We start from the raw sequence: 23,713 nt of genomic DNA, 5'->3' as shown, positions 1-23,713 counted from the left end.
TGTGCAGTGCTGGTGTGGGGAAAGGGCAGGCCGAAAAAGCGAGAAGGCCGCGCTTTGGGGCGCGGCCTTCTCGAAAACCTGGGCTGATTTATCTAATCAGCGCTGGCGTCGGACACGGCGCGACCCATCATCGTCGTTGGTACGACGACGGCAGATGGCGCGGCGGTTGGTCCGGTTCAGGTTCATGGCGCAGGCCCATACAGCCGAACGCCAGATCATGTCAAGCGTCAGAATCCCGCGACGCTGCCGTGCAGATCGTATGGGTCGGAGCGTTCGATCTTCGCGGTGACGATCTCGCCGACCTTCAGCGGGCGGCGGCTGGAGAGATAGACGGCGCCGTCGATGTCAGGCGCGTCGGCTTTTGACCGGCCCTTCGCCACGGTCGGACCGACCTCATCGACGATCACCTGCTGGCGGGTGCCGACCTTGCGCTTCAGGCGCCTGGTCGAAATCTTCTGCTGACGTGCCATCAGCGCATTCCAGCGCTCCTGCTTGACCTCGTCTGGCACGGCATTGGCAATCGCGTTCGACGAAGCGCCGGCGACCGGTTCGTATTTGAAGCAGCCGAGGCGGTCGATCTGGGCTTCCTCCAGCCAGTCGAGCAGATAGGCGAAATCGGCGTCTGTCTCGCCGGGGAAGCCGACGATGAAGGTCGAGCGCAGCGTCAGCTCGGGGCACTGCTCGCGCCACTTCTGGATCCGGGCGAGCGTCTTCTCCTGCGCGGCCGGTCGCTTCATCGCGCGCAACACGTCGGGGCTCGCGTGCTGGAACGGGATGTCGAGATAGGGCAGCACCTTGCCCTCGGTCATCAGGCCGATGACCTCGTCGACATGCGGGTAGGGATAGACATATTGCAGCCGGACCCAGGCGCCGAGCTCGCCCAGTTCCTTTGCAAGGTCAAAGAACTTGGCGCGGACGCTGCGATCCTGCCACGGGCTCTCGGCATATTTCAGGTCGACGCCATAGGCCGAGGTGTCCTGCGAGATAACAAGCAATTCCTTGACGCCGGCCTTCACCAGCCGCTCGGCCTCGCGCAGCACGTCGTTGGCCGGGCGCGAGACGAGATCGCCGCGCAGCTTCGGGATGATGCAGAAGCTGCAGCGGTTGTTGCAGCCCTCGGAAATCTTCAAATAGGCGTAGTGCCGCGGCGTCAGCTTCACGCCCTGCGGCGGCACCAGGTCGAGATGCGGATTGTGTGCCGGTGGCAACGCGCGGTGCACGGCCTCGAGCACGCTCTCATATTGCTGCGGACCGGTGATCGAAAGTACGCCGGGATAGGCGGTCTCGATCTGCTCGGGCTCGGCGCCCATGCAGCCGGTGACGATCACCTTGCCGTTCTCGGCCATGGCCTCGCCGATCGCCGACAGCGATTCCTGCTTGGCGCTGTCGAGGAAGCCGCAGGTATTGACGATCACGATATCGGCGCCATCATGCTTGCGCGCGAGCTCATAGCCTTCCGCGCGCAACCTCGTGATGATGCGCTCGGAATCGACCAATGCCTTGGGGCATCCCAAGGACACAAAGCTCACTTTCGGCGCGGCGGCCTGCTGCATATCTCTGATCTGCCTGATGAATGGGCAGGAGCTAGTCCCAATTGCCGAGAATTACAACCCTTTGCCGGGCCGATTGACGTGTTATGGATGGCTCATACCGGGTCCTCGGAGCGCGTTTTCGAGCGAAGTGGGTACCGGTTCGCGTGAAGAAAACGCGTCCGAACAAAAGAATGAGAGCATGATACGATCCCGTCGGATCGCATCATGCGCGAGTGGTCGATGAGCGCTGAGTCGTCTCCCAAGATCGTCATCGTCGACGAGAGCCCGATCCGCGCAGCCATCCTGGAGGAGGGGCTGCGGGAGGCGGGGTACACCGACGTCGTCCATATCAGCGAGATGCAGAGCCTGCTCGCGCGGATCTACGGGCTCGACCCCGATATCATCGTCATCGACCTCGAGAACCCGAGCCGCGACGTGCTGGAACAGATGTTCCAGGTCAGCCGCGCCGTCCGCCGGCCGATCGCGATGTTCGTCGACCAGAGCGACGCCGCTTCGATCCAGGCCTCGGTGGATGCGGGGGTCTCGGCCTACATCGTCGACGGCCTGAAGAAGGAGCGCATCAAGCCGATCCTCGATCTCTGCGTCTCCCGCTTCAACGCTTTTTCCAAGCTGCAGGACGAGCTCGACCGCACCAAGCATGCGCTGGAGGAGCGCAAGGTGATCGACCGCGCCAAGGGCATCCTGATGAAGATGAAGGGGCTCACCGAGGAGGAGGCCTACGTGCTGATGCGCTCGACCGCCATGCGCGAGAAGAAGAAGATTGGGGAGATCGCGCAATCGATCCTGACGGCGTCGGAGCTGCTCAAATGACCGGACCATTGCGCATCGGGTTCATTCCGCTGGTCGACGCCGCCGCGCTGATCGTGGCCGTCGACAAGGGATTTGCCGCCACTGAGGGCCTCGACGTCACGCTGGTGCGGGAAGTGTCGTGGTCGAACGTTCGCGACAAGCTGAATATCGGCCTGTTCGATGCCGCCCATCTGCTGGCGCCGGTCGCGATCGCATCACACCTCGGGCTCGGCCACGTCAAGGTGCCGATCGCAGCTCCGTTCAATCTCGGGCTCAACGGCAACGCCATCACGGTGTCGCCGGCGCTGCACGCAGCCTTGATGGAGGAGATCGACGGCGACCGTTTCGATCCGATGGCCACGTCGCGTGCGCTCTCCCGCGTGGTGGCGAAGCGGCGCAAGAGCGGCGCCGAGCCGCTGACCTTCGGCATGACGTTTCCGTTCTCCACCCACAATTACCAATTGCGGTTCTGGATGGCGGCCGGCGGCGTCGATCCCGACGAGGACGTCCAGCTCGTGGTGCTGCCGCCGCCCTACATGGTGGACAGCCTCGCCAACGGTCACGTCGATGCGTTCTGCGTCGGCGCGCCCTGGAATTCGATCGCGGTCGATCTCGGCATCGGCCATATCCTGCATTTCGTCGCCGACATCCTGCTCAGCGCGGTCGAGAAGGTGCTGGCGTTGCGCCAGAGCTGGTCGGACAAGCACCCCGACGTGGTGGCGGCGCTGCTGCGCGCGCATCTGCGTGCCGCGGAGTTCATCGAGGAGCCGGAGAACCGGCCCGAGGTGGCTCACATCCTCGCGCAGCCCGAACGGATCGGCGTCGACGCCAGCGTCATCCAGCGCACGCTCGACGGCAGGCTGAAGATCGCGCCCGACGGCACCATGCGCGAAAGCCGCCGCTATCTCCTGGTCGGGCGCGAGGCTGCGGCGCGGCCCGATCCGGCGCAGGCCGCCTGGCTCTATGCCCAGATGGTCCGCTGGGGACAGGCGCCGTTCAGGCCGGAAGCGCTGAAGGCTGCCATGGCCGTGTTCCGGCCGGATCTCTACGACGCGGCTTTGGGGCGATCTGTCGGAACTCCCAATCCCATCGGCGCGTTCGCGGGGCCAGCCTTCGATCCCAACGACGTTCCCGGGCATCTGGCCGCCTTCAAGATCGGGCGCTGGAGGCCCTGAGTGCGGGGCAGTAGCCTCAGCTCCACCTTCCGGCTACTTTGCTTGGGGTTGTTTTCGAGATTTTTGGTTGTTGCGGGATTGGCGCGGGTTCCGGATGCCTTGAATTGCACCGAATAAGATTCTCGGTCGAAGTCGCGCGAAAGAATTTCCCTCTCGGAACCGGGTTCCCGAAGGCGGCAGCATCGCTATTTTTGCCGCCCCCTTGAACCCACGCGCCAACGATATTCCATAAGCCTGCAAATGGGGCGTTGGAGATCGACCATGCGCGAGCTATCGGCGGAAGCCCGCCTGCATCTTTACGCGCGTAACCTGTCACGAAAGACCGGCTCCGGCATTCACACGGTGGCGCTCTACAGCGCCTTTGCGGTGATCGCGGCGATCGTGTTCGGGACGCTGTCCATTCATCCGTTCTGAGGCGCCAAGAAATTGAAAAGCCGCCGTCTGATGTCCCCAGGCGGCGGCTTTCTCTTTACGAGGATGTGGAATCGGTGCGGTCAGTATCCGTACCCGTAGCTGTATCCGCCGCCGCAGGTGTTACAGGTCGGCTGGACCGGCGCGTAGTAGGAATAGCCCGGCGAGACCATCTGGACGTGTTCGCGCGTGGCGTATTGCGCCGGAATGCGCTCATAGGCAACGCCGCCGGGTGCGACCATCACCGTCTTCGGCACCATCACGGTACGATACTGCGCCGGCGTGCGATGCGCGACGACGCGCCCCGGAGCCACCATCACGGTTTCCTGCACCGTGCGATACTGCGGCGGCACGGTCTGCACCTGATAGCAGGTCGCGCAGGGCTGGGGCGGCGGCGTGTAGCAGCTGTAGCAGCCGGCGGAAGCTGCGCCTGTGAAAGCGGCCGTGGCAACCGCGGCAATGGCTAGGGAGAGACTGGTGCGGAACATGCTTTCGTACCCAATGTTCTAAAAGGAACGTGAAGGCTCGGAAGCTGCACCTACCAACCAATCGGCAAGTTTGGGTTTAGGAAGACTCTTAACGGAATCTAAAAGGGTCGGCGGTGCGCCGGCCCTTTTGTTTGTGCGCCGGCAATTCAATGCGCCGTCGTGAACGGCGCCACCGTGATGCCGGCAGTCTTCAACGCCTCGCGCACGCCGCGCGCGATCTCGACGGCGCCGCGGGTGTCGCCGTGGATGCACACGGTATCGGTCTGCATCTTGATCACCTTGCCGGTGACGGACACCACTGCGCCATCCTGCACCATCCGCACCACGCGGTCGGCGATCGCCTTGGGATCGTGCAGCACCGCGCCGGGCTTCTTGCGCGAGACCAGATTGCCGTCGTCCTCATAGGCGCGATCGGCGAACACCTCATGCGCCATCCGCAGATTGGCGGCTTCACCGGCGCGCACCAGCTTCGAATTCGCGAGCACCACGAACACCAGGCTCGGGTCGACCGCCTTGATCGCGCTGGCGATGGCCTTTGCGGTCATGTCGTCCTCGCAGGCGACGTTGGAGAGTGCGCCATGCGCCTTCACATGCGTGACCTTGTGGCCCGCGGCAGTCGCGATCGCCTGCAGCGCGCCGATCTGGTAGGCGACGAGGTTCTCGATCTCGGATGACTTCAGTCCGGGCACCGGGCGGCGGCCGAAGCCGTGCAGGTCGCGGTAGCCGGGATGCGCGCCGACGCTGACGCCGCGCGCCTTCGCCAACTCGACCGTGTGGCGCATGATGTCGGCGTCGCCGGCGTGGAAGCCGCAGGCGACGTTGACCGAGGTCGCGAGCTCGATCATGGCGGCGTCATTGCCCATTTCCCACGGACCGAAGCTCTCGCCGAGATCGCAATTGAGATCGATGGTTGAGGTCATGACGATCGCTCCGTTGTTGTTGGTGTTGATTTAGGGCACGGCGACCTGCCAGGTCGCGGCATCGATGGCGCTGACCGCCTGGCCCGCGACATTAGCATCTCTGAGTGCCTCGATGTTGAGGCCGAAATCCTCGATGCCACGCAACCGGTCGGACAGAGAGCGCAACAGTTCCTGGAACTTCTTCGCTTCCGCCTGCGCTTCCGCCATCGTGACGGCCTTGAAGCGGAACGGGCGGCCGGCGGAGATCTGGGCGAAGCGTCCGAAATCGGCCGTGATCACGGTCGCGATCTTGGGGTAGCCGCCGCTGGTGCCGCGATCCGGCATCAGCACGATCGGCTGGCCGTTGCCGGGCACCTGGATGCTGCCGTTCACGGTGCCGTCGGACACGATGTTGTGGCCGTCGAGATGCTTGATGACGGGACCTTCGAGCCGGTAGCCCATGCGGTCGCTTGTTGCGGATATCTTCCACTCGCTGTCGAGGAACAGCTTCTTGGCCTCTTCTGAGAATTCGTCGTCCTGCGGTCCGAACACGATGCGGACCGGCGCATCGCCGGCGGCCGGAAGTTCGATCCGGCGCTCGGCTGCGCCGCTCGCAGCTTGCGTCTTCAGCTCATCGCCATTCTGCAGCGGTCGCGGATAGGGACTGCCGAGCCCGGCGCGGGCGTTCACGGCGAGGCTGCCGAACATCGGCTCGCCTTCGATGCCGTGTTCGATCGCGAGGTAGCTGAACGATCCGCCGCGGGCAAAGCCGAGGGTGAGGGTCTCGCCGTCGGCCAGCGTCGCTGAACTGTTGAAGTCAATCGCGCGGCCGGCGATATCTGCATTGCGTGGCGCACCTGCAAGCCCGACACGGACAGCGCCGCCGCGTGCGGTGAAGGCGGCGCCGAACGGGCCGATCTCGACCGCGGCTGCCAACAGATCATTGCCGACAAGCGAGTTGGCGGCGGCGAGCGCCAGCCGGTCCATCGCACCGCTCGGCGTCAGACCGTAGCGCTGCGAGCCCGGGCGGCCGCCGTCCTGAACCGAACTTGCCGGACCGATCGAGGCAACGACGAGCTTGCTCATGGCGTCACCAGTTCGGCGATGAATTCGCCGGCTTCGGCGGCGCGGTCCTGTTCCGCGAAGGTCTTGGCGTCCACTGCCGTGAAGGTGATGGCGTCACCCGGCTCCAGCAGGAAGATCGGATCGCGGTGCAATTGGTAGGTTCTGACAGGAGTGCGGCCGAGCAGGTGCCAGCCGCTCGGACCGGCTAGGCACTGCACGCCGGTCTGGATGCCGCCGATCGAGNNGGTGCCCGCCGGTGTCAGCAGCCGCGGATCCTTCCGCCGCGGCATGTGCAGGAACTTTTCCAGACCGCTGAGATAGGACCAGCCGGGGGTAAAGCCGATCATGGCGACGCGATAGTCGCCGCCGACGTGGCGCGCGACGATCTCGTCGGGTGTGGTGTCGAGCGATTTCGCGACGTCCTCGAGGTCGATGCCATTCTCGCCGCCGTAGGCGACGGGGATGCGCCAGCGCCGCGTGCCGGCCTCGGTCGACAGCGCCTTCGCCGCCCGCGCAAGCAGTTGCCCGCCGAGCGCGTCAAAGGTGACCTGCACGGGATCGTAATGCACCAGCAACGACCGATAGGTCGGCACGGTCTCGGTGATGCCTGCAATCGGCTCCGCGGCGATGACCCGGTCGAGCGCCAGCACCCGCCGGTTGGCGGCATCGTCGATAGTTCGGCTGAATTCCACCGTGATGGCGCTGTCGCCACTCGGCAAGAGGCGGGGAGGGCTTAGGGTTTCGGCCATAGGATCAAAGCGGACTCGTCAGGCATCAAGCTAGCGTGTTTTGAAGCGAAACGGAATTCGCGTCGTGCAAAATGATGTAGCAACTTCAATAAATTAATCGGCATGCCTGCGATAAGTTTGGATGATCGCTGGATTTTGGCACGGCCCTTGACGCAAGGGCTCGGCCCCGCAAGATGCGGCCGTCTGTTTCCTTCCACCGGAGCCTAAGTCCCGATGTCCCTGTCTGCCGAAGCGATCGCTACGCTGTCGCACGTGTCCACCGCCACCATCACCACGGTCCTGCTCAAGAAGGGGCTGCGCAACATCTGGATGCGCGGCACCAAGCCGCTGCGGCCGGGCGCAAAGCGGCTGGTCGGGCCCGCCTTCACGCTGCGCTTCGTGCCGGCCCGTGAGGATCTCGCGACGCCGGAGTCGTGGTCGTCGCCGATCTCGACCCGCACCGCGATCGAGGCCATGCCGGCCGGCTACATCGCCGTGGTGGATGCCATGGGCATCACCGATGCCGGCATCTTCGGCGACATCCTCTGCGCGCGGATGGTCAAGCGCGGGGTGACGGCCTTGATCACCGATGGCGTGGTGCGCGACGTCGAGGGCGTGCTCGGCACCGGCCTTCCGGTGTGGTGCGACGGCTATGCGGCGCCACCGTCGGTGGCGGGCCTGACCTTTGTCGGCTGGGGCGAGCCGATCGGTTGCGGCGGCGTTGCCGTGTTCCCGAACGACGTCGTGGTCGCCGATCAGGACGGCGCGGTCCTGATTCCGCAGGCGTTCCTCGATCATGTGCTGGCCGAAGGGCCGGAGCAGGAACGGATGGAGGCCTGGATCGTCAACGAGGTGAACAACGGTGCCCAGCTGCCCGGCCTCTACCCGATGAATGCCGAAACCAAGGCGCGCTACGCCGCAAGCAAGAAGTAACTTCAAGAAAGCGAGGTAACCCCATGGATATCCACGTTGCCGGCTCGCGGCCGACCCGCCGCGCGCCGAAGGAGAATTTTACCGGCACCGTGCTGCAGGACCCCATCAACATGGCGCCTGCGCCGGCGCGGCTGAACGCCTCGCGGGTGTCGTTTGAGCCCGGCGCGCGGACCGCCTGGCACAGCCATCCGCTCGGCCAGACGCTCTATGTGATCTCCGGCATCGGCCGCGTGCAGGCCAAGGGCGGCCCGATCAGGGAAATCCGTCCGGGCGACGTCGTTTGGATTCCGCCGAACGAGAAGCACTGGCACGGCGCATCGCCGGGCAACAGCATGACCCATGTTGCCATGCAGGAGGCGCTCGACGGCGTCTATTCGACCTGGATGGAGCACGTCACCGACGAGGAATACAACGGCAAGGTCGGCTGATGCGCCGCCGGTAGCCAAAAGGAAAAGCCCCGCCAGCGGCGGGGCTTTTTTGATTCCGGGCTACGACGTCGCGCCGGCTATTCAAACCACGCGGCGTAGATTTTCTTGTAGGAGCCGTCTTCCTTCGCGATGTGTAGCCACTGGTCCACAAAGGCCTTCAGCGCCACGTCACGCTGCAGCCAATAGGCCTTTTCCGAGAAGTCGAACGGCTTGTCGGGATGCACCGCGCAGAGCACGCCCGGATGCAGCTTCTGCTGGTAACGCGTCTCGGATGCGTCGGTCATCATCAGGTCGGCGTCGCCCTTGGCAATCTCGTCGAATATCTTGGTGTTGTCGGCGAACACACGGATATCGGCGCTTTTGACGTTGGCGCGCGCGAAGCGCTCGTTGGTGCCACCGGGATTGACGATGACGCGGGTGCCCGCCTTGTCGATCTCGGCGAGCGTGTCGTACTTGTCCTTGTCGGCACAGCGCGCGATCGGCGTCTTGCCTTCGCGCATGATCGGGGTCGAGAACAGGCCCTTCTTCTGGCGGTCGAAGGTGATCGACACGCCGCCCATCGCGATGTCGAAATCGTCGGCATCGAAATCCTTCATCATCTGCGGCCATGACGTCGGCACGAACTCGACCGTGACGCCCAGCGCCTTGCCGAGCGCCTGCGCCATGTCGACATCGAAGCCGCGGAACGTCTTCGTCTCCTTGTCGAGATAGGTGAACGGCAGGTAGTCGCCGGTCATGCCGACGCGCAGCGTGCCGCGCTTGACGATCTCGTCGAGGCGCGACGGTGTTTGCGACTGCTGGGCCTGCGCCGACGAAACGAGCAATGCCAGAGCGAGGCCGGCCAATACACGAAACATCAACTTCTCCGTCAAATTCGATGATCGCGGGCGAACCGGCTCGCGCTACTACCTGTCCGTTTTCATGGGAGCCTGGATCGATCGACGCAAGCCTAGGCCTCGTCGTTGTCCTTGTGCTCGAGATGGGTGGGTGCGCTACGATTGATCATCTCGCGCTTGAAATGCTCGAAGCGCCGGTGCGCCTCGGCCTCACGATTATCGACGAACTTGATCGCAGCGTCGCCATCCATCGGGCCGTTGACGAGCGGGGTCGCTCCCTCGCCAACGGTCTCGTCGACATAGTAGCGCCCCCCATCCTCGCGCACCGTCCAGCGGAAGCGGAGCGCGGCCATCGGGCCGGGACCGGTCTTGGAATAGCCGTTGGCCTCGATCGGTCGGATCGGCTCCGGTTGAACTTGCTCAGGTTGAGCCGGCTCAGGTTCGCTCTGCTCGGGTTCAGCTGGCTCTGGTTTGGCTGATTCCGGTTCGGTCGGCTCGGGCTCGGTCGACTGTGACAGAGGCGGCGGCAGGGCAACGGCTACCGCCGGCTCCTCGGGGTCGAATGCCTTTGCCTCGGATTTGGGCCGTTCGGGAGGTGTCGTTGACTGATCGAGAATGCTCGCGATCGCCGCAAGCGCATTGTCGGTCGGGTCGTCGTGAGTCACTGTTTGGCCTCCAGGCAGGTGCCGGCCGGACGTGCCAGCCCGACTCCTATCTACCTGACTTGGCTCCCCTTTGTCAGCCTAGGCGCAAACCGGCGGACGCCGGTCCCGCCAGGGGCGGACCTGTTCGAGCTGGCCGGCGAGACGGAACAGCCGTCCTTCCTCGCCGAGCTTGGCCGCGAACATCATTCCGAGTGGCAGTCCGGCCTTGTTCCAGGCGAGTGGCACCGACATCGCCGGCTGCCCGGACATATTGAACATCGAGGTGCCTGGCATGTAGCGGCGCAGGATCGGCGCGATGTGGCTCAGATCTTCGGCCATCGTGTTCAGCTCGCCGAGCCGAACCGGTGGCGTGCACAGGGTCGGGCTGAGGAAGATGTCGCATTCCTCGAAGAAGGTCGCGAGCCCCCTGGAAATCTGGAACGCTGCGAGCTGCGCGGCGACGTAGTCCGCCGGGGTCAGCTTCATCGAATTCTGCGCGCTGGCGAGCGTGAGGTGCTCGACGTCGTCAGAGGTCAAGGTCCGGCCGAAACGTTGCTCGAGCAGCCGCACTGTCAACGCCGTGTTGCCGCCGACGATCGTGGTCATCACCGGGGCGGGATCGGCGGCAAGCGGTGGCGCGCGCTCCTCGACATGATGGCCAAGACCCGCAAGGAGCTTGGCGATGTCGCGGACGGCCGCGGCGATCTCGGGATCGATGGCGTCGCCATAGGGCGACTTGTCGGTGAAGCTGATCCGAAGCTGGCCGGGATCGCGCCCGACCTCCTGCGAAAACGGCCGTTCCGGCGGACGCGCGACATAGGGGCTCGACGGTTCGGCGCCATGGACCGTGTCCATCATCACAGCGCTGTCGCGAACGCTGATGCTGAGCACATGCCCGACGGAGAAGCCGCCCCAGCCTTCGCCGCGGTCCGGACCCACCGGGTTGCGCGCCCGCGTCGGCTTCATGCCGAACACGCCCGAGGCGGATGCAGGAATGCGGATCGAGCCGCCGCCGTCGCTGGCATGCGCCGCGGGCAGGATGCGCGCGGCGACCGCCGCGCCGGCACCGCCGGACGAACCGCCCGACGAATGGTCGAGATTCCAGGGGTTGCGGGTCGGACCGAACAGGCGGGTTTCCGTCGTCGGCATCAACCCGAATTCTGGACTCGAGCTCTTGCCGAAGATGGCGAGGCCCGAATCGAGGAAACGCTGGGTGAGCGTGCCGTTGTGATCGGCGACGAAATCCTTCAATGAGCTTGCGCCCGACGTGGTGCGCGTGCCTTCGAGGAGATCGAGATCCTTGAGGAGGAACGGCACACCGGTGAACGGACCGTCCGGCAAGCCCTTGGCGATCTGGCGCTCGGCGTAGTCGTAATGCTTGACGACGACAGCATTGATCTGCGGGTCGACCTTCGCCGTGCGGGCGATGGCCTCGTCAAGCAGCTCTTTTGGCGTCACGTCCTTCTTGCGAACGAGCTCGGCCAGGCCGACCGCATCATAGTCGCCGAATTCCTTGAAACCCATCATCATGCTCCGCATCGCCGGGCCGACCGTTGAATCGGCCGCGGCGGGAACGAGGAAGACTGAAAGCTCAGCCGAGGACGTCCTGGTTGATCACGTTCTGGCGCAACGGATTGCCGTCAAGAACGCTCAGGATATTGCGGGCCGTCTGCTCGCTCATGCGATCGACCGCTTCGACGGTGACGCCGGCAACATGCGGCGCCATGATGACGTTCGGCAGGCCGTGCAGGGGCTGGCCGACCGGCGGGGGTTCGACTTCGAACACGTCGAGGCCGGCGCCCGCGAGCTTGCCCGACACCAGCGCATCGTGCAGCGCCTTCTCATCGACGATGCCGCCGCGCGCGGTGTTGATGAGGTAGGCCGTCGGCTTCATGTGCCTGAACCGGGCCGCGTTGAACATGCCGACCGTCTCGGGTGCCTTCGGGCAATGAATAGTGACGAAATCCGCGCGCGGCAGTGCCGCGTCGAGATCCGGCACTGCTTCGCAGCCGGCCGCCGTGATCTCGCTGGCGGGCTTGTAGGGATCGTACACCAGCACGTTCATTTCCATCGCAAGGCAGCGCTTGGCGGTGCGAGTCCCGATGCGCCCGAAGCCCACGATCAAGACCGTCTTGCCGTAGAGATCGTAAGGCAGCACGCCGAGCCGGCTGGCCCAGGTGCCGTCCTTCACCACGCTGTGCATCTCCTGGGCGCGCTTGGCGAGCGTCAGCATCATGAACAACGCCTGTTCGGCGACCGAGGGCGAGTTCGCGGTGCCGGCGACCATCAGCGGCACCTTGCGGCGGGACAGCGCGGGCACGTCGACGGCGTCATAACCGACGCCGATCCGCGTCACGACCTTCATGTCCTTGGATGCTTCGAGCTCCGGCTCGCCGAAGCGGGTCGCGCCGAGCGCCACGCCATGGACCGGCGCGTGCTGCTCCAGCATGGCCTGGAAATCCTTGGCGGAGATCAGGTTCGGAAATTCGACGAGTTCGACGTCGTCCCGTGCATTAAGGAGAGCCCGTGCCCCCGGCGACAATGTCTGGGTGACGAAAATCTTGTTCTTGTTGGTGGCCATTTCCTGCCCTTGAGGTTTCTTGTGCGCCGTCAAAGGACGGCGCCGGTCACCTCGTTTAGCAAATGCATATTGTTAAGGTCCACAGCCAATCGGAGCGGGCTGCCATCCTGCGCGCCGGCATTCGGACTGACCCGGCCGCAGAGCGGAGTGCCATCGAGCGTGAAATAAACCAGCGTCTCCATGCCCATCGGCTCTGTGACGTCGAGCGTCGCTTCGAACGGCTCGACCCCGGACTCGGCATGCGGCCTGGACTCGGCGATATGCTCCGGCCGGATGCCCAGCAGCAACTTGTCGGTTCGTGGCACGGCCTGGTAGCGGGCCGCACGCTGTGGCGGCACCGGGAAGGCGAGGCGGTCGGTCAGCCGCAGATTCAGTTTGCCGGCGTCGTCCTCGAGGCGGCACGGCACGAAATTCATCGCCGGCGAGCCGATGAAGCTCGCAACGAACCGGGTCGCCGGCTTGTGATAGAGCTCGTTGGGCGTGCCGATCTGTTCGATGCGCCCGTGATTCATCACCACCACGCGGTCGGCCAGCGTCATCGCCTCGACCTGGTCGTGGGTGACATAGACGGTCGTGGTGCGCACCTTCTGGTGCACCTTCTTGATCTCGATCCGCATCTGCACGCGAAGCTTGGCGTCGAGGTTGGACAGCGGCTCGTCGAACAGGAACACTTTCGGATTGCGCACGATGGCGCGGCCCATCGCGACGCGCTGGCGCTGGCCGCCGGAGAGTTGCTTCGGCTTGCGGTCGACCAGGTCGGTGATGTCGAGCATGCGCGCCGCTTCGGCGACCCGGGTCTTGATCTCGGCCTTCGGATAGTGCTTCAGCCTGAGCCCGAACGACATGTTCTCGGCCACCGTCATGTGCGGGTAGAGCGCGTAGTTCTGGAACACCATCGCGATGTCGCGGTCCTTCGGCGGCACATCGTTGACGACGTCGCCGCCGATCATGATGTCGCCGTCGGAGATGTCCTCTAGGCCGGCGATCATCCTGAGCGTGGTCGACTTGCCGCAGCCCGACGGCCCGACCAGCACCACGAACTCATGATCGGCGATGTCGAGGTCGATGCCGCGCACCGCCTCGACGTCGTCGTAACGCTTCACCACCTTGCGCAACGTAACGTCAGCCATCAGTTCAACCCTTTGTCGCACCGGCGGTCAGGCCGGCAATGTAGTAGTCCATCAGGAAGGCGTAGATGATCAGCGGCGGCGCGGCGCCGAGCAGGGCACCGGTCATGATCTGGCCCCAGTTGAACACGTCGCCCTTGATCAGGGTCGTGATGATGCCCACGGGCAGCACGAGCTGGTCGGTCGAGGTCGTGAACACCAGCGGATAAAGGAACTGGGCCCAGGAGACGGTGAAGGCGAAGATCGTGGCCGCGATCAGGCCCGGCAACGCGACCGGGATGAAGATCCGCGTCAGCGTCTGGAACCAGCTCGCGCCATCGATGATCGCGGCTTCGTCAAGCTCCTTGGGGATCGAGGCGAAATAGCCGATCATGATCCAGGTGCAGAACGGCACCGTCAGCGTCGGATAGATGAACAGCAGCACGTACCAGCGATTGATGAGCTGGATTCCGGTCCAGTCGCCGATCACGGCAAACATCTTGAAGAGCGGGATGAACAGCAAGCTGTCCGGAATGAGATAGGTGAGGAATACGCCGGTCGCGAGCGTCGCCGAGCCCCAGAACTTCATTCGCGCCAGCGCGAAGGCCGCCGGCACGCTGATCAGCATCGTGATGGTGACCACGATGATGGACACCCAGGCCGAATTCCAGAAAAACCGCAGGAACTGGTTCGAGGTCAGCAACTCGACGTAGTTGCTGAGTGTCGGGTGGTAGACCCACCACGGATTGGTTGCGGCCGAGATCTCGGCGCTGCTCTTCAGCGACGTGATCAGCATGTAGAGCGGCGGCACCAGCGAGAAGATCGCGAACAGCACCAGGAAGAAATAGGACCAGCGCAGCGCCCAGGCGCGGTCGCGGCTCATGCTGCCGTATTTGACTTTGCGTGTGGGGCCGGACTTGTCGATCGTGACCGTGCTCATCAGGCTTCATTCCCGCGTTTGGTGACGTCGCGCAGGATGAAGATCGCCGCGATCGCCAGGATCGGCACCATGAACAACGAGACGCTGGCGCCGAGCGGGATATCGCTGCCTTCGATGCCGACGCGGAACGCCCAGGTCGCAAAGATATGGGTGTGATCGAGCGGTCCGCCTGCGGTCAGAATGCGCACGATGTCGAAATTCGCGAAGGTGACGATCAGCGAGAACAGCGTCGTGATCGCGATGATGTTGCGCATCATCGGCAGCGTCACGTACCAGATCTTCTGCCACCAGTTCGCGCCGTCGATCGCCGCCGCCTCGTAGAGCTGTTCGGGCACCGATTTCAGTGCGGCCAGGTACATGATCATGAAGAACGGCGCGCCGTACCAAACGTTGACAAGGATGACCGAGAAACGCGCCCACATGGCGTCGCCGGTCCAGGGGATCGGGCCGATGCCGAACAGGCCGAGCGTGTAGTTGAAGGCGCTGTAAGAGGGGTCGAACAGCCACAGCCAGGCCAGGGTGCTCATCGCCGGCGGGATAACCCATGGCACCAGCAGCATGCCGCGCCATTTGCGCTGCTTCTTGGCAGGTACGTTGTGCACGAAATGCGCGACGATGAAGCCGATCAGCGCCTTAAAGACCACCGCCGAGATGGCGAAGATGCATGATTGCTTGACCACCAGCCAGAAGGTGTCGCGCCTGAACAGGAACTCGAAGTTGCCGAAGCCCACGAACTTGGTCATCGGCTTGTTCAGCGTCGCCAGGTGTACGGAGTAGAAGGCCGGATAGACCACCAGCAAGAGGACGAGGAGGATCAAGGGTAGCGTCATCAGGAACGCGACCATCGACTTGCGTCGCAGTGCATTGCGCAAGCCCGTGCGCCTTCGCGTGGCTTGCGCGACGCGGTTCGATTGCAGTGTGACATCAACCATGACGCAGGTCCCTCGCGTGGGTTGTTTGCACGGCCGGCCGCCGAAGCGGCAGCCGGGATGCGAAGGCAGGTCCTCGCGCGGCCGAGATTGGACGGACCGTCGCGAGGACCGGGGTTGTCGTCAGCTTCGCATGAAGCCTTCGCACTCGCCTTCGGCCCAGGCGAGCGTGCTCTCCATGCTCTCGCCCTGATAATATCTCAGGCACATCTTGGTCAGCGTGGCCTGGAAGTAGATTTGCTGCGCGACCTTGGGCGGCGCGGGCGACGCCGCAATCGACAGTGTCTGGTGATGGTAGGGGTTCGGGTAGTGGTAGAGCGTGCCCTTCGGGGGCTCTTCCTCAGCCCATACCTTCAAGGTCGTGAGCTTCTCGTAGGCAGGCAGATCGTAGCCACCGCTCGCGACGACCATCTTCTCGATCGAAGCGGGCTGCGACAGGAACGACAGCAGGCTCTTCGCCGCCTCCTTGTTCTTGGAGAACGACCAGATGTTCCAGAAGAACGGCAGATAGGGCGCGAAGCGTCCCTTGGGGCCGGCCGGGAAACCGTGGGTCCAGCATTGCTCGGCGACCTGCGGCGCATCGCGTTTGGCAACCGCCCATGCGCTTGGCGGGTTCATGATCATCGCGCCCTTGCCGGACACCAGCCATTTGTTGTTGGAAGCGTCGTCCCAGGCCGACACGTCCGGCGGCAGGAAAGCGATCAGCTTCTTGTAGAAGTCGAGGGCCTGGCGGACCGCGTCGGTCTTGACGGTCAGATTGCCCTTGGCATCGACGAGTTGCGCGCCGAATGACTGGAAGATCGCGCCCGCGGTGTCGACGCTGTCGCTGGTCTCGCCGAGGCCAATGCCGAACGGGAAGCCGGCCTTATGGCAAGCTTCGGCCGCCTTCAGGAATGTGTCCAGGGTCCAGTTGTCGGCCTTCGGTGGGCTTCCGGCCGGATACATCTCCTGCACGTCGATATTGGCGTACTTCTTCATCAAGTCGATGCGCGAGCAGGGGCCCTTGATCTGGCTGCCGACACTGGCGGGAACTCCAAGCCACTTGCCGTCGGCCTGGCCAAGATACTTCACGGTGCCGTTAACCTCGCCGTTCAGCTTGATGAGCGGCTCCATGATGTCGTTGACCGGCTCGAGCAACTCGGCGTTGGCTTGTGGCCACCACGTCGGCATCTGGAAAATGTCGTGACCGGATTTCGCCTGCGCTTCGGCGGCGATCGTCACGATGTTCTTGTTGCCCTGACTCGTGATGTAGTCGAGCTGAACCTCGACCTTCTCCTTTGCGGCCCACTCGTTGACGAGTTCGGTGGAGGCCTTGTTGGCACCCGGCACCCAATGATCCCAGAAGCCCATGGAGAGCTTTCCGGCAGCATAGGCGCCACGCACATACGGCGCCGTGATCAGCGCCGCCGACGACAGCGCTGTCGCAGTAACGAATTGTCGTCGTGAAAGCTTCTTCCGTGACATGGCATTCCCTCCCTGGCGAGCCGACGGACAAAAGACTTTGGAAATCTCGTTGTTTTCTTTGTGCGCCGCGTTCGCGCGACGTCGAGAGATTTCGTTGGTGTTGATCAGAACAGAATTGCCGGCGTCTGTCGAGAAATCACAGACTTGCGCGCATAGAACTAATGTTGTGGTCAAAGCGCAGGCCATGCGTTGCCAGTGATGACGATTACACGCCCGATTGCTGCAGCTTTTGCGATCATGCTGCGCCGCACGCGCAGGCTGCAGCGCGCACGTCTTCTCCCGGTGCGCGGTTGAGCCGCAGGTTCCCGGTTGGTCGGCGAGCCGGCTCAGGCAACGCGCATGCCGCCGTCGCGACGGCGCGACCAATAGACTTGGCGAAGTTGGAAACGATAAGGTCAGGATCAGTCGACCGACCCGCATTGCTGCCGCATGGACTCGAAGCCTTCAATCCCACCATCGATCATGGAGACCCGACAATGCCCATCCCGGTAGGGAAGCCGCGTCCGCGGTGGAAACTGTGTGTCGCGCTCGCGGCGGCCGGGGTCGTGCTTCTTGGAGCACCTCACATCGTCGATGCGCAGATCGTGCAGGGCGTCGAAAAAGGGGCGCGCGAAGGCAACAAGGCCGCCGGGCCGGTCGGCGGCGTGTTGGGTGGAGCCATCGGCGGCGTGGTCGGGGTGGTGACCGGCGTCACCGGGGTGTTCACCGGCAACAACGCCAACCCACCCAGCGCGGCGAACGGCAAGAGCGCGCAGTCCCAGCCAGCAGCGCCGGGCAACAGGCAGGGCGCCAAGGGTACGAAGTCGGCCAAGGCCGGCAAGGACAAGGAATCGAAGCAAGCGGCCGTCCTGACCCAGAACGGGGCGCCGCAGCTCACCGCTGAGCAGATCGTCGCCAACAGCGACGCCAATATCGAGCGGATCAAGAAGGAGCTGAACCTCACGCCGGAGCAGGAGAAGCACTGGGCTGAATTCAGCAGTGCGATGCACTATCTCGGCCACAACGGCGCCGACCGCCTCAACCTGCGCATCGCGCGGGCGCAACGCGATCCGCCGGACGACATCATCGAGCAGATGCGCAATGAGGCCCAGTTCCTCAACGATCGCGCGGTTGATCAGCGCAACGTCGCCGATGCCGCGGAGCCGCTCTATGCCAGCCTGGACGACAAGCAGAAGCAGGCGTTCATCAACGAGATGGTGCGGCTGAGCCACGAGCGTGGACTCGACTGACGCAAACTCGGTCCCGCCGCGACGAATAGCCGGGCCGCCAGGCCCTGGGGTAGGTTAAAGGCGCAGCTCCCGGCTATCCTGCCGCAGCGGCGCGGCCCGGCTACATCGTCATTCAATGTTGAAGAAAAGCGGACCGGATGACGCCCGACTGATGGCCGAGTCAGGGCCTTGTCGGGAACCCGGCGTCCTTTCATGTCTTAGGGAAATTCAATTCCACGCCGATGCCATCGGGGTCGTAAAGGAAGATCTGGGTGTCGCCGGTACGCGGCACGATCTGCTCGCGGAATTTGACGTTGCTGGCCTGCAGCCGCTTTCGAACGCCGTCGACATCGGTGGCGGCAAAGGCGATGTGGTCGAGGCGTCCGGTGTCCTGATATGTCCTCTCGGTGCCGCGCACCACGATGCCGTCGCGCGGCTTGCGGGTGCCCATCAGATGAACGGTCGCCTGGCCGCCCGAGTAGAGCCAGTAGCCGGGGAAATCGAGCGGCGGGCGATCGCCGTTCTCCAGGCCAAGCACGTCGCAATAGAACTCCCTGGTCCGCTCGAGATTCTGTGGCTCGATCGTGTAATGCTGCAGTCCGCCCAATGGCATGCTTCTTCTCCTTGAGAAACCGGGTTAGACGAAGGCGAGATCGGCATCGGCGCCCAGCATCCAGGCGCCCACAGTCTCGAAATGGCTGAGCCGGCCCTGCAACTGCTGCGTTACGGTATGGATGTCGCGGAAACGGCGCTCGAGCGGATGGCCCTCGAAGATCGCGGTCGCGCCGGCGGTGTTGTAGGCGAAGTCCACGGCCTCCCGCGCCTTGTGGATCGCGTGCGTCGCCGCCATGCGGATGGTGACGCGCTGCGCCACCCTGATGCTGTGGCCGGCGACCAGATCCTTCCAGATATCGGCCATCGACTGCAGCAGAAAGGCGCGGGCGGCGCGCAGGTTGACCTCGGCCTGCGCCAGGCCGGACTGCACCACGGCATTGTCGCGGATCGGGCTCTTCATGCCGCGCGGCACCTTGTTGCGGGCAACGTCGACGAAATTGTCGAGCGCGCTGCGCGCAATGCCACACGCGACGCCGGCAAAGCCGACTTGGTAGCAGGTGTGCGCGCTCATCCGGTATAGCGGGCCGGCCTCGCGGCATTCGCGATCGAATTCGCGGGTGATCGAATGGTCAGATCGGACGAAGAAATCGTTCAGTGCGAACTGGTCGCTCGCCGTGCCGCGCAATCCGACCGTGTTCCAGATATCGGTCCACACGACGTCTTCAGTGCGCACCAGCATGGTGCGCTCGACCTGCTCNCCGCCTCGGCGAGCCGTCGGCCGTATAGATAGGGCAGTGGGCGCCGAGCCAGGTGGCGTGCCGGCCGCCCGAGGCGAACGACCAGAACCCCGTGACGCGGAACCCGCCTTCGCACTCGATCGCTTTGACCTTCGGTCCCGGACCCCAGGCGAGCACCGCGCGGGGATCGGCGAAGATCTCCTGCGCAACCGGCAGGTCGAGATAGGCGGCCGACATCGCACAACCGCCCGCCTGGCTCAGACACCAGGCTGTCGAGGCATCGGCCTTGGCGATGGTTTCGATGACGTGAAAGAAGGTGACGGGGTCGGTCTCGATCCCGTCCGATGAACGCGGCAGCAGCAGGCGGAACAGCCGCGCCTCGTGCAGCCGGTCGAGCAGCGCAGGCGGCAGCCGGCGCGTCGTTTCGATGTGGTCCGAGGCCGCTGCGACGTCGCTCCGTATCGCTTCGGCGCGGGCGATCACGCCGTGATCGCCAACAAGATCGGATGATGTCACGCTCACGCCCACCTCCCTCATATCTGCCGGATCGTCGCGGAGGCCGCGACATCGGCCGTCGCGTTCAGTTCCTTGTCGATCTGCTCGATCGACTTGCCCCGGGTCTCGATCCCGACGAAGTAATAGACAGCGCCGGCCATCAGGAACCAGCAGCCGAGATAGACGAAGGCGGTCGGAATCTGCGTCAGGGGCACGTCCGGCTTGAGGTAGTTGTTCGAGCCGACGATCAGGGCGAGGCCGACCGGACCAATGATCTTGCCGATGCCGCCGAATCCATAGGCCGAGCCCATGCCCGTGGTGCGCAGATGCGACGGCCAGACCTCCGCCGCATACGGCCCGACGATGGCAAACCCGCCGTCGGCAAAAAAGAACGCCGCGATCAACAGCAGCCAGAATGCCGACACGCCAAACAGCGTAGAGTCGTAGTGATAGCCGGCCATGATCGTCAGCGCCCCGGCGCCGACGCCGAGCAGGCCGCCCGCGATGCGCCGTCCCAACAGCTCCGAGAAATAGGAGAACGACACGCGGCCGATGAAGCCGGAGATGGTGAGCGGGATCATCATCTTGGCAGCCTCCTGCGGCGTGGCCTTCAGGAGCAGTACGAACAGCGCGGGCGCCCAGAGCGTGATGCCGTAGACGCCGGTCTGGGCGCCGGCATTGCCGAGCCAGGACACGATCAGGCTGCGCGGATATTTGAAGAGGTCCAGAAAACTTGTCTTGATGATCGGGCCGGCGTCGGCTGCGGTCGGCAATGGCAGGTCCGACGGCTCGACCTGCAGCGCCCACGCGAGCGACTTGCGGGCTTCGTCATAGCGTCCTTGCCGGCACAGCCAGCGCGGCGACTCCGGGACCCACAATCGCACCAGCAGCACCAGAAGCGCCGGCAACACACCCATCGCGAACAACAGCCGCCACTGGTCGGTGCCGACGAACGCTCCCAGCACTGCGCCAAGTCCGACGCCGAGCGGGATCACGCAGGTGACGAGCCCGCCGACCCAGCCGCGCTTGTGCGACGGCACGAACTCCTGCACCAGCGGCAGGTCGACGCAATAGAGGCCGCCGACGCCGGTGCCGACGAAGAACCGCAGGATCGCCAGATAGATCCAGCCATTATCGGGCGTGAAATAGAGCAGGCCGGTCGCGATCGAGAAGTTCAGCACCGTGCCGATGAACACGATACGGCGCCCGATCCGGTCGGCGAGCCAGCCCCAAAGATAGGCGCCGATGATGGCGCCGATGCCGGAGCTCATCAGCACGGTGGCGGACTGGCCGAAGGTGAGCTTCCACGGCCCGATCAGGAAGGCGAGCACGAAGCCGATCAGGAAGTAGTCGAAGAATTCCAGCGCGTCGCCGACGATGGCGGCGGCGAGGATCTTGATCTGGTTGCCGGTCAGAGTCGTCCGGCGATCGAGAATCTCGAACATGGCGTCTCCCCTTGGCGCCTGTTCGTTCTTGTTCGGGACGGGCGTCGCGCCAGCGCACCGCCGATGCTGCAAGGCTATCCTTCTGCCGTCGCGGACGACAAGCCGGGGCTGGCGCGGGGCTCGTCTGCGCCCAGGCGATGCGCCTGTGGCTTGCTGCTGCGCACAAATCTCGGTGCGTAAGCCGGTTGCTGACGCGTGGGCCCGTTGACTAATTCTGCGCCAATCGCCAAGGCTCGGCGTGGATGGTCAAGACCCAATCGGATGGACGAGAAGCGCAAACATCCGCGAACCGAGATCAACGAACCCGCTTATATCTCGTCGGGCGGTTCGGTCATGCATTGCGTGATCGTGAACATCTCGCCGGAGGGGGCGGCCATCGAGGTCGAGAACCCGGCCTTTGTCCCGCATCGCTTTCGCCTGGTCTTGGCGAATGATGCTTCTGTTGTCTACGAGTGCCAGGTGATCTGGAGCAAGAAGACCCGGATCGGGCTGAGCTTCGTCGCGACCGCCTGAGCAAGTGCCATCGGCAATTATCTGCCGGGACGCCGATAATGGTGCTACGTTGATCCGGTTTCATGACTGGAACAGCAGGTGCTTCAATGACACCCGAACCTGCATCGGTCTGTCTCGGCTGCTGGCAGAATCTGCACATGCCGATTCCGTTGCGCGGCCCGTTGTCGGCCCCATTCCGGCTGTTCGGCATCAAGCCCAGTCGCATGAATCCGAACACATGCACGATTTGCGAGATGGCGTTCTCGAAGATCATGAAGGCGCGTGCCGTCACCATCGACGCCACGATCATGTTCGCCGACCTGCGTGGCTACACTGCGTTGACGCAAACCATCGAGCAGAACGGGCTGACGCTGCTGTTGGACGCGTTCTACGACGATTGTGCCGCCGCGATCTGGCGCTACGACGGCATCCTCAACAAGACCATCGGCGACGCTGTGTTTGCGATCTTCAATTTTCCGGTTCGGCGGGAAGATCATGCGGCGCAGGCGCTCATGGCCGCCCGCGAAATCCAGCAAAGCTTTGGGCGCCGGCGCGCCGAGCTGGGACAGATCATCGGCGCGGGCGATCTCGAGATTGGAATCGGAATCGGGATGGATAGCGGCGAGACCAATTTCGGGGAGTTCGGGCAAAGCCACCGCGACCTGACGGCCGTTGGGACCGTCGTCAATCGCGCGGCCCGTGCGCAAGCGGTGGCGAGATCGGGCGAGATTCTCGTCACCGAGGCCGTGCGTGATCGAACCCGCGGCATGATAACGGCGGGCGGCTCGGATCATGCCCTGAAGGGCTTTGGCCAGCCTGTGACGCTGTTTCCAGCGTGAAGCAACGGCAACGCCAAAAACAAAAAGACGGCCCCGGCGCGTCCTCAGAGCCTGACTGAAAAAGGAGTGAGTGATTTCGGTTGGCTGTGATTCCTTCGGATTTGCGAAGATTCGAGGGAGGGTACGATGCCGTGGACCGAAATCACTCGTGTCGAGTATCAACGCAAAGGGCTGCGCTACACAAGCGATCTGACCGATGCGGAGTGGGCGCTGATATCCCGGAAGATGCCGGCGCGACAGCGACGAGGACGCCCGCGGGAAGTCGATTTGCGCGAGGTCGTGCAGGCGATCTTCTACATTTTGTCGACGGGCTGCCAATGGCGAGCCCTGCCGAGCGAGTTCCCGCCATACTCGACGGTCCAAGGCTATTTTTATGCCTGGCGCGACAGTGGCCGGTGGCACCGGATCGTCGGAGCCTTGGTCCGGCAAGCGCGGCGGAAACTCGGGCGCAAGCCGGGACCGACGGCTGCCGTCATCGATAGCCAGACGGCTCCGACGACGCAGGCCGGCGGGCCACGCGGCTTCGACCCCGGCAAGCGCCTTCATGGACGTAAGCGGCACATCGTCACTGACACCAATGGTCTGCTGCTGGCAGTCCACGTGCATCCCGCCAACGTTCAGGATGTCCACGGTGCTGTCCCTCTGCTGGAACATCTGAGAGAACACTTCCCCAGGCTTCAGCATGTCTTTGCTGACCGAGTCTATCGCGGCAAACAGCTGCTCGACGCACTGTCCCATTGCGGCCAATGGACCATCGATATTGTCCAGCGGCCACCCGGCGTCAAAGGCTTCCAGCTCTTACCCCGACGCTGGGTCGTCGAGCGTACCTTTGCCTGGTTCGGCAGGTGCCGTCGTCTCGCCAAGGACTTCGAGGGCTCCGCGGCAACCGAAGTCGCTTGGCTTCTCGTCGCCCATCTCAGGCTCCTGATCAGACGCCTCGCCAGGCCCCAACACGCTTTTTGAGTCAGACTCT

General features: G+C 64.1%; 26 protein-coding genes and 1 pseudogene. 9 read left to right on the top strand and 18 right to left on the bottom strand.

What is annotated here, in order from left to right:
* Positions 1 to 227: 227 nt before the first annotated feature.
* Entirely contained in the window at positions 228 to 1,553 is a 1,326-nt protein-coding gene (gene rimO / locus AS156_RS06375) for a 30S ribosomal protein S12 methylthiotransferase RimO (protein ID WP_066501482.1), read from the bottom strand.
* A gap of 219 nt (positions 1,554 to 1,772) precedes the next feature.
* Here rimO and AS156_RS06370 point away from each other — a divergent pair, with 219 nt between their 5' ends.
* From AS156_RS06370 to AS156_RS41805, 3 genes are all read left to right on the top strand, one after another.
* On the top strand, positions 1,773 to 2,363 hold the full coding sequence (locus AS156_RS06370; protein WP_066501566.1) for an ANTAR domain-containing response regulator: 591 nt from the start codon (positions 1,773 to 1,775) through the stop codon (positions 2,361 to 2,363).
* Complete coding sequence (locus AS156_RS06365) at positions 2,360 to 3,517, top strand: CmpA/NrtA family ABC transporter substrate-binding protein (protein ID WP_066501480.1); 1,158 nt, start codon at positions 2,360 to 2,362, stop codon at positions 3,515 to 3,517. The genes AS156_RS06370 and AS156_RS06365 overlap by 4 nt, the downstream gene beginning before the upstream one ends.
* Before the next feature lie 261 nt (positions 3,518 to 3,778).
* On the top strand, positions 3,779 to 3,931 hold the full coding sequence (locus AS156_RS41805) for a hypothetical protein (RefSeq protein ID WP_201456000.1): 153 nt from the start codon (positions 3,779 to 3,781) through the stop codon (positions 3,929 to 3,931).
* A gap of 80 nt (positions 3,932 to 4,011) precedes the next feature.
* Here AS156_RS41805 and AS156_RS06360 read toward each other — a convergent pair whose 3' ends face one another.
* From AS156_RS06360 to AS156_RS06345, 5 genes and pseudogenes are all read right to left on the bottom strand, one after another.
* Positions 4,012 to 4,416: a hypothetical protein gene (locus AS156_RS06360; RefSeq protein ID WP_066501478.1), complete on the bottom strand. Its 405-nt coding sequence runs from the start codon at positions 4,414 to 4,416 to the stop codon at positions 4,012 to 4,014.
* 146 nt (positions 4,417 to 4,562) lie between these two features.
* Entirely contained in the window at positions 4,563 to 5,336 is a 774-nt protein-coding gene (locus AS156_RS06355; RefSeq protein WP_066501477.1) for a LamB/YcsF family protein, read from the bottom strand.
* Positions 5,337 to 5,366: 30 nt separating this feature from the next.
* Entirely contained in the window at positions 5,367 to 6,401 is a 1,035-nt protein-coding gene (locus AS156_RS06350) for a 5-oxoprolinase subunit C family protein (RefSeq protein ID WP_066501474.1), read from the bottom strand.
* Positions 6,398 to 6,623: pseudogene (locus AS156_RS43990) on the bottom strand (carboxyltransferase domain-containing protein); the annotation flags it as partial. The gene AS156_RS06350 and the pseudogene AS156_RS43990, both read right to left, overlap by 4 nt.
* A 2-nt stretch (positions 6,624 to 6,625) precedes the next feature.
* Positions 6,626 to 7,129, bottom strand: a 504-nt coding sequence (locus AS156_RS06345; protein WP_245312568.1) for a 5-oxoprolinase subunit B family protein, incomplete at its 3' end; no start/stop codon positions are given.
* A 213-nt stretch (positions 7,130 to 7,342) separates the two neighbouring features.
* Between AS156_RS06345 and AS156_RS06340 the strand changes: the two genes are divergently transcribed.
* Together AS156_RS06340 and AS156_RS06335 are read left to right on the top strand one after the other, a co-directional pair.
* The gene (locus AS156_RS06340) at positions 7,343 to 8,041 is read left to right on the top strand and encodes a ribonuclease activity regulator RraA (protein ID WP_066501471.1); all 699 of its coding nucleotides are present in this window, start codon (positions 7,343 to 7,345) and stop codon (positions 8,039 to 8,041) included.
* 23 nt (positions 8,042 to 8,064) lie between these two features.
* Positions 8,065 to 8,469: a (R)-mandelonitrile lyase gene (locus AS156_RS06335; RefSeq protein WP_066501468.1), complete on the top strand. Its 405-nt coding sequence runs from the start codon at positions 8,065 to 8,067 to the stop codon at positions 8,467 to 8,469.
* Between the two features lie 77 nt (positions 8,470 to 8,546).
* On the opposite strand, the gene AS156_RS06330 is transcribed toward AS156_RS06335, so the two are convergent.
* The 8 genes from AS156_RS06330 to AS156_RS06295 all read right to left on the bottom strand — a co-directional run bounded on the left by AS156_RS06330 (position 8,547) and on the right by AS156_RS06295 (position 16,969).
* Positions 8,547 to 9,326, bottom strand: coding sequence for a transporter substrate-binding domain-containing protein (locus tag AS156_RS06330; protein ID WP_066501565.1), 780 nt, complete (start codon positions 9,324 to 9,326; stop codon positions 8,547 to 8,549).
* 92 nt (positions 9,327 to 9,418) lie between these two features.
* Positions 9,419 to 9,970, bottom strand: coding sequence for a hypothetical protein (locus tag AS156_RS06325; RefSeq protein ID WP_066501467.1), 552 nt, complete (start codon positions 9,968 to 9,970; stop codon positions 9,419 to 9,421).
* Positions 9,971 to 10,048: 78 nt separating this feature from the next.
* On the bottom strand, positions 10,049 to 11,473 hold the full coding sequence (locus AS156_RS06320; protein WP_066501562.1) for an amidase: 1,425 nt from the start codon (positions 11,471 to 11,473) through the stop codon (positions 10,049 to 10,051).
* Between the two features lie 67 nt (positions 11,474 to 11,540).
* Entirely contained in the window at positions 11,541 to 12,530 is a 990-nt protein-coding gene (locus AS156_RS06315) for a hydroxyacid dehydrogenase (RefSeq protein ID WP_066501463.1), read from the bottom strand.
* A gap of 29 nt (positions 12,531 to 12,559) precedes the next feature.
* The gene (locus AS156_RS06310) at positions 12,560 to 13,660 is read right to left on the bottom strand and encodes an ABC transporter ATP-binding protein (RefSeq protein ID WP_066501461.1); all 1,101 of its coding nucleotides are present in this window, start codon (positions 13,658 to 13,660) and stop codon (positions 12,560 to 12,562) included.
* 4 nt (positions 13,661 to 13,664) lie between these two features.
* Positions 13,665 to 14,576, bottom strand: a complete 912-nt coding sequence (locus AS156_RS06305; RefSeq protein WP_066501458.1) for a carbohydrate ABC transporter permease — start codon at positions 14,574 to 14,576, stop codon at positions 13,665 to 13,667.
* Entirely contained in the window at positions 14,576 to 15,508 is a 933-nt protein-coding gene (locus tag AS156_RS06300) for a carbohydrate ABC transporter permease (protein WP_066501456.1), read from the bottom strand. Before AS156_RS06300 ends, AS156_RS06305 begins: the two co-directional genes overlap by 1 nt.
* A gap of 120 nt (positions 15,509 to 15,628) precedes the next feature.
* Positions 15,629 to 16,969, bottom strand: a complete 1,341-nt coding sequence (locus AS156_RS06295; protein WP_066501453.1) for an ABC transporter substrate-binding protein — start codon at positions 16,967 to 16,969, stop codon at positions 15,629 to 15,631.
* 476 nt (positions 16,970 to 17,445) lie between these two features.
* On the opposite strand from AS156_RS06295, the gene AS156_RS06290 reads away from it, so the two are divergent.
* Positions 17,446 to 18,198, top strand: coding sequence for a Spy/CpxP family protein refolding chaperone (locus tag AS156_RS06290; RefSeq protein WP_066501557.1), 753 nt, complete (start codon positions 17,446 to 17,448; stop codon positions 18,196 to 18,198).
* Positions 18,199 to 18,388: 190 nt separating this feature from the next.
* Here AS156_RS06290 and AS156_RS06285 read toward each other — a convergent pair whose 3' ends face one another.
* The 4 genes from AS156_RS06285 to AS156_RS06275 all read right to left on the bottom strand — a co-directional run bounded on the left by AS156_RS06285 (position 18,389) and on the right by AS156_RS06275 (position 21,409).
* Positions 18,389 to 18,790, bottom strand: a complete 402-nt coding sequence (locus AS156_RS06285; RefSeq protein ID WP_066501451.1) for a VOC family protein — start codon at positions 18,788 to 18,790, stop codon at positions 18,389 to 18,391.
* A gap of 24 nt (positions 18,791 to 18,814) precedes the next feature.
* Entirely contained in the window at positions 18,815 to 19,303 is a 489-nt protein-coding gene (locus AS156_RS45925; protein ID WP_430641781.1) for an acyl-CoA dehydrogenase family protein, read from the bottom strand.
* Positions 19,304 to 19,490: 187 nt separating this feature from the next.
* A partial coding sequence (locus AS156_RS40390; RefSeq protein ID WP_347336612.1) for an acyl-CoA dehydrogenase family protein occupies positions 19,491 to 19,991 on the bottom strand: 501 nt, incomplete at its 3' end.
* Between the two features lie 11 nt (positions 19,992 to 20,002).
* Positions 20,003 to 21,409, bottom strand: a complete 1,407-nt coding sequence (locus AS156_RS06275; protein WP_066501449.1) for an MFS transporter — start codon at positions 21,407 to 21,409, stop codon at positions 20,003 to 20,005.
* Between the two features lie 261 nt (positions 21,410 to 21,670).
* On the opposite strand from AS156_RS06275, the gene AS156_RS06270 reads away from it, so the two are divergent.
* The 3 genes from AS156_RS06270 (at position 21,671) to AS156_RS06260 (ending at position 23,703) form a co-directional block, all read left to right on the top strand.
* Positions 21,671 to 21,922, top strand: a complete 252-nt coding sequence (locus tag AS156_RS06270) for a PilZ domain-containing protein (protein WP_066501447.1) — start codon at positions 21,671 to 21,673, stop codon at positions 21,920 to 21,922.
* An 86-nt stretch (positions 21,923 to 22,008) separates the two neighbouring features.
* Positions 22,009 to 22,740 carry an adenylate/guanylate cyclase domain-containing protein gene (locus AS156_RS06265; RefSeq protein WP_066501444.1) on the top strand — a complete coding sequence of 244 codons (732 nt, stop codon included), beginning with the start codon at positions 22,009 to 22,011 and terminating at the stop codon, positions 22,738 to 22,740.
* A 126-nt stretch (positions 22,741 to 22,866) separates the two neighbouring features.
* Positions 22,867 to 23,703 (top strand): IS5 family transposase, encoded by an 837-nt coding sequence (locus AS156_RS06260; protein WP_066499812.1) that lies wholly within the window; start codon positions 22,867 to 22,869, stop codon positions 23,701 to 23,703.
* The last annotated feature ends 10 nt before the right edge of the window (positions 23,704 to 23,713 follow it).

The sequence above is a fragment of the Bradyrhizobium macuxiense genome (assembly GCF_001542415.1).
Taxonomy (GTDB): domain Bacteria; phylum Pseudomonadota; class Alphaproteobacteria; order Rhizobiales; family Xanthobacteraceae; genus Bradyrhizobium; species Bradyrhizobium macuxiense.
Note: the sequence above shows the minus strand (reverse complement) of the source record. Positions and strands in the feature narration are given on the sequence as shown.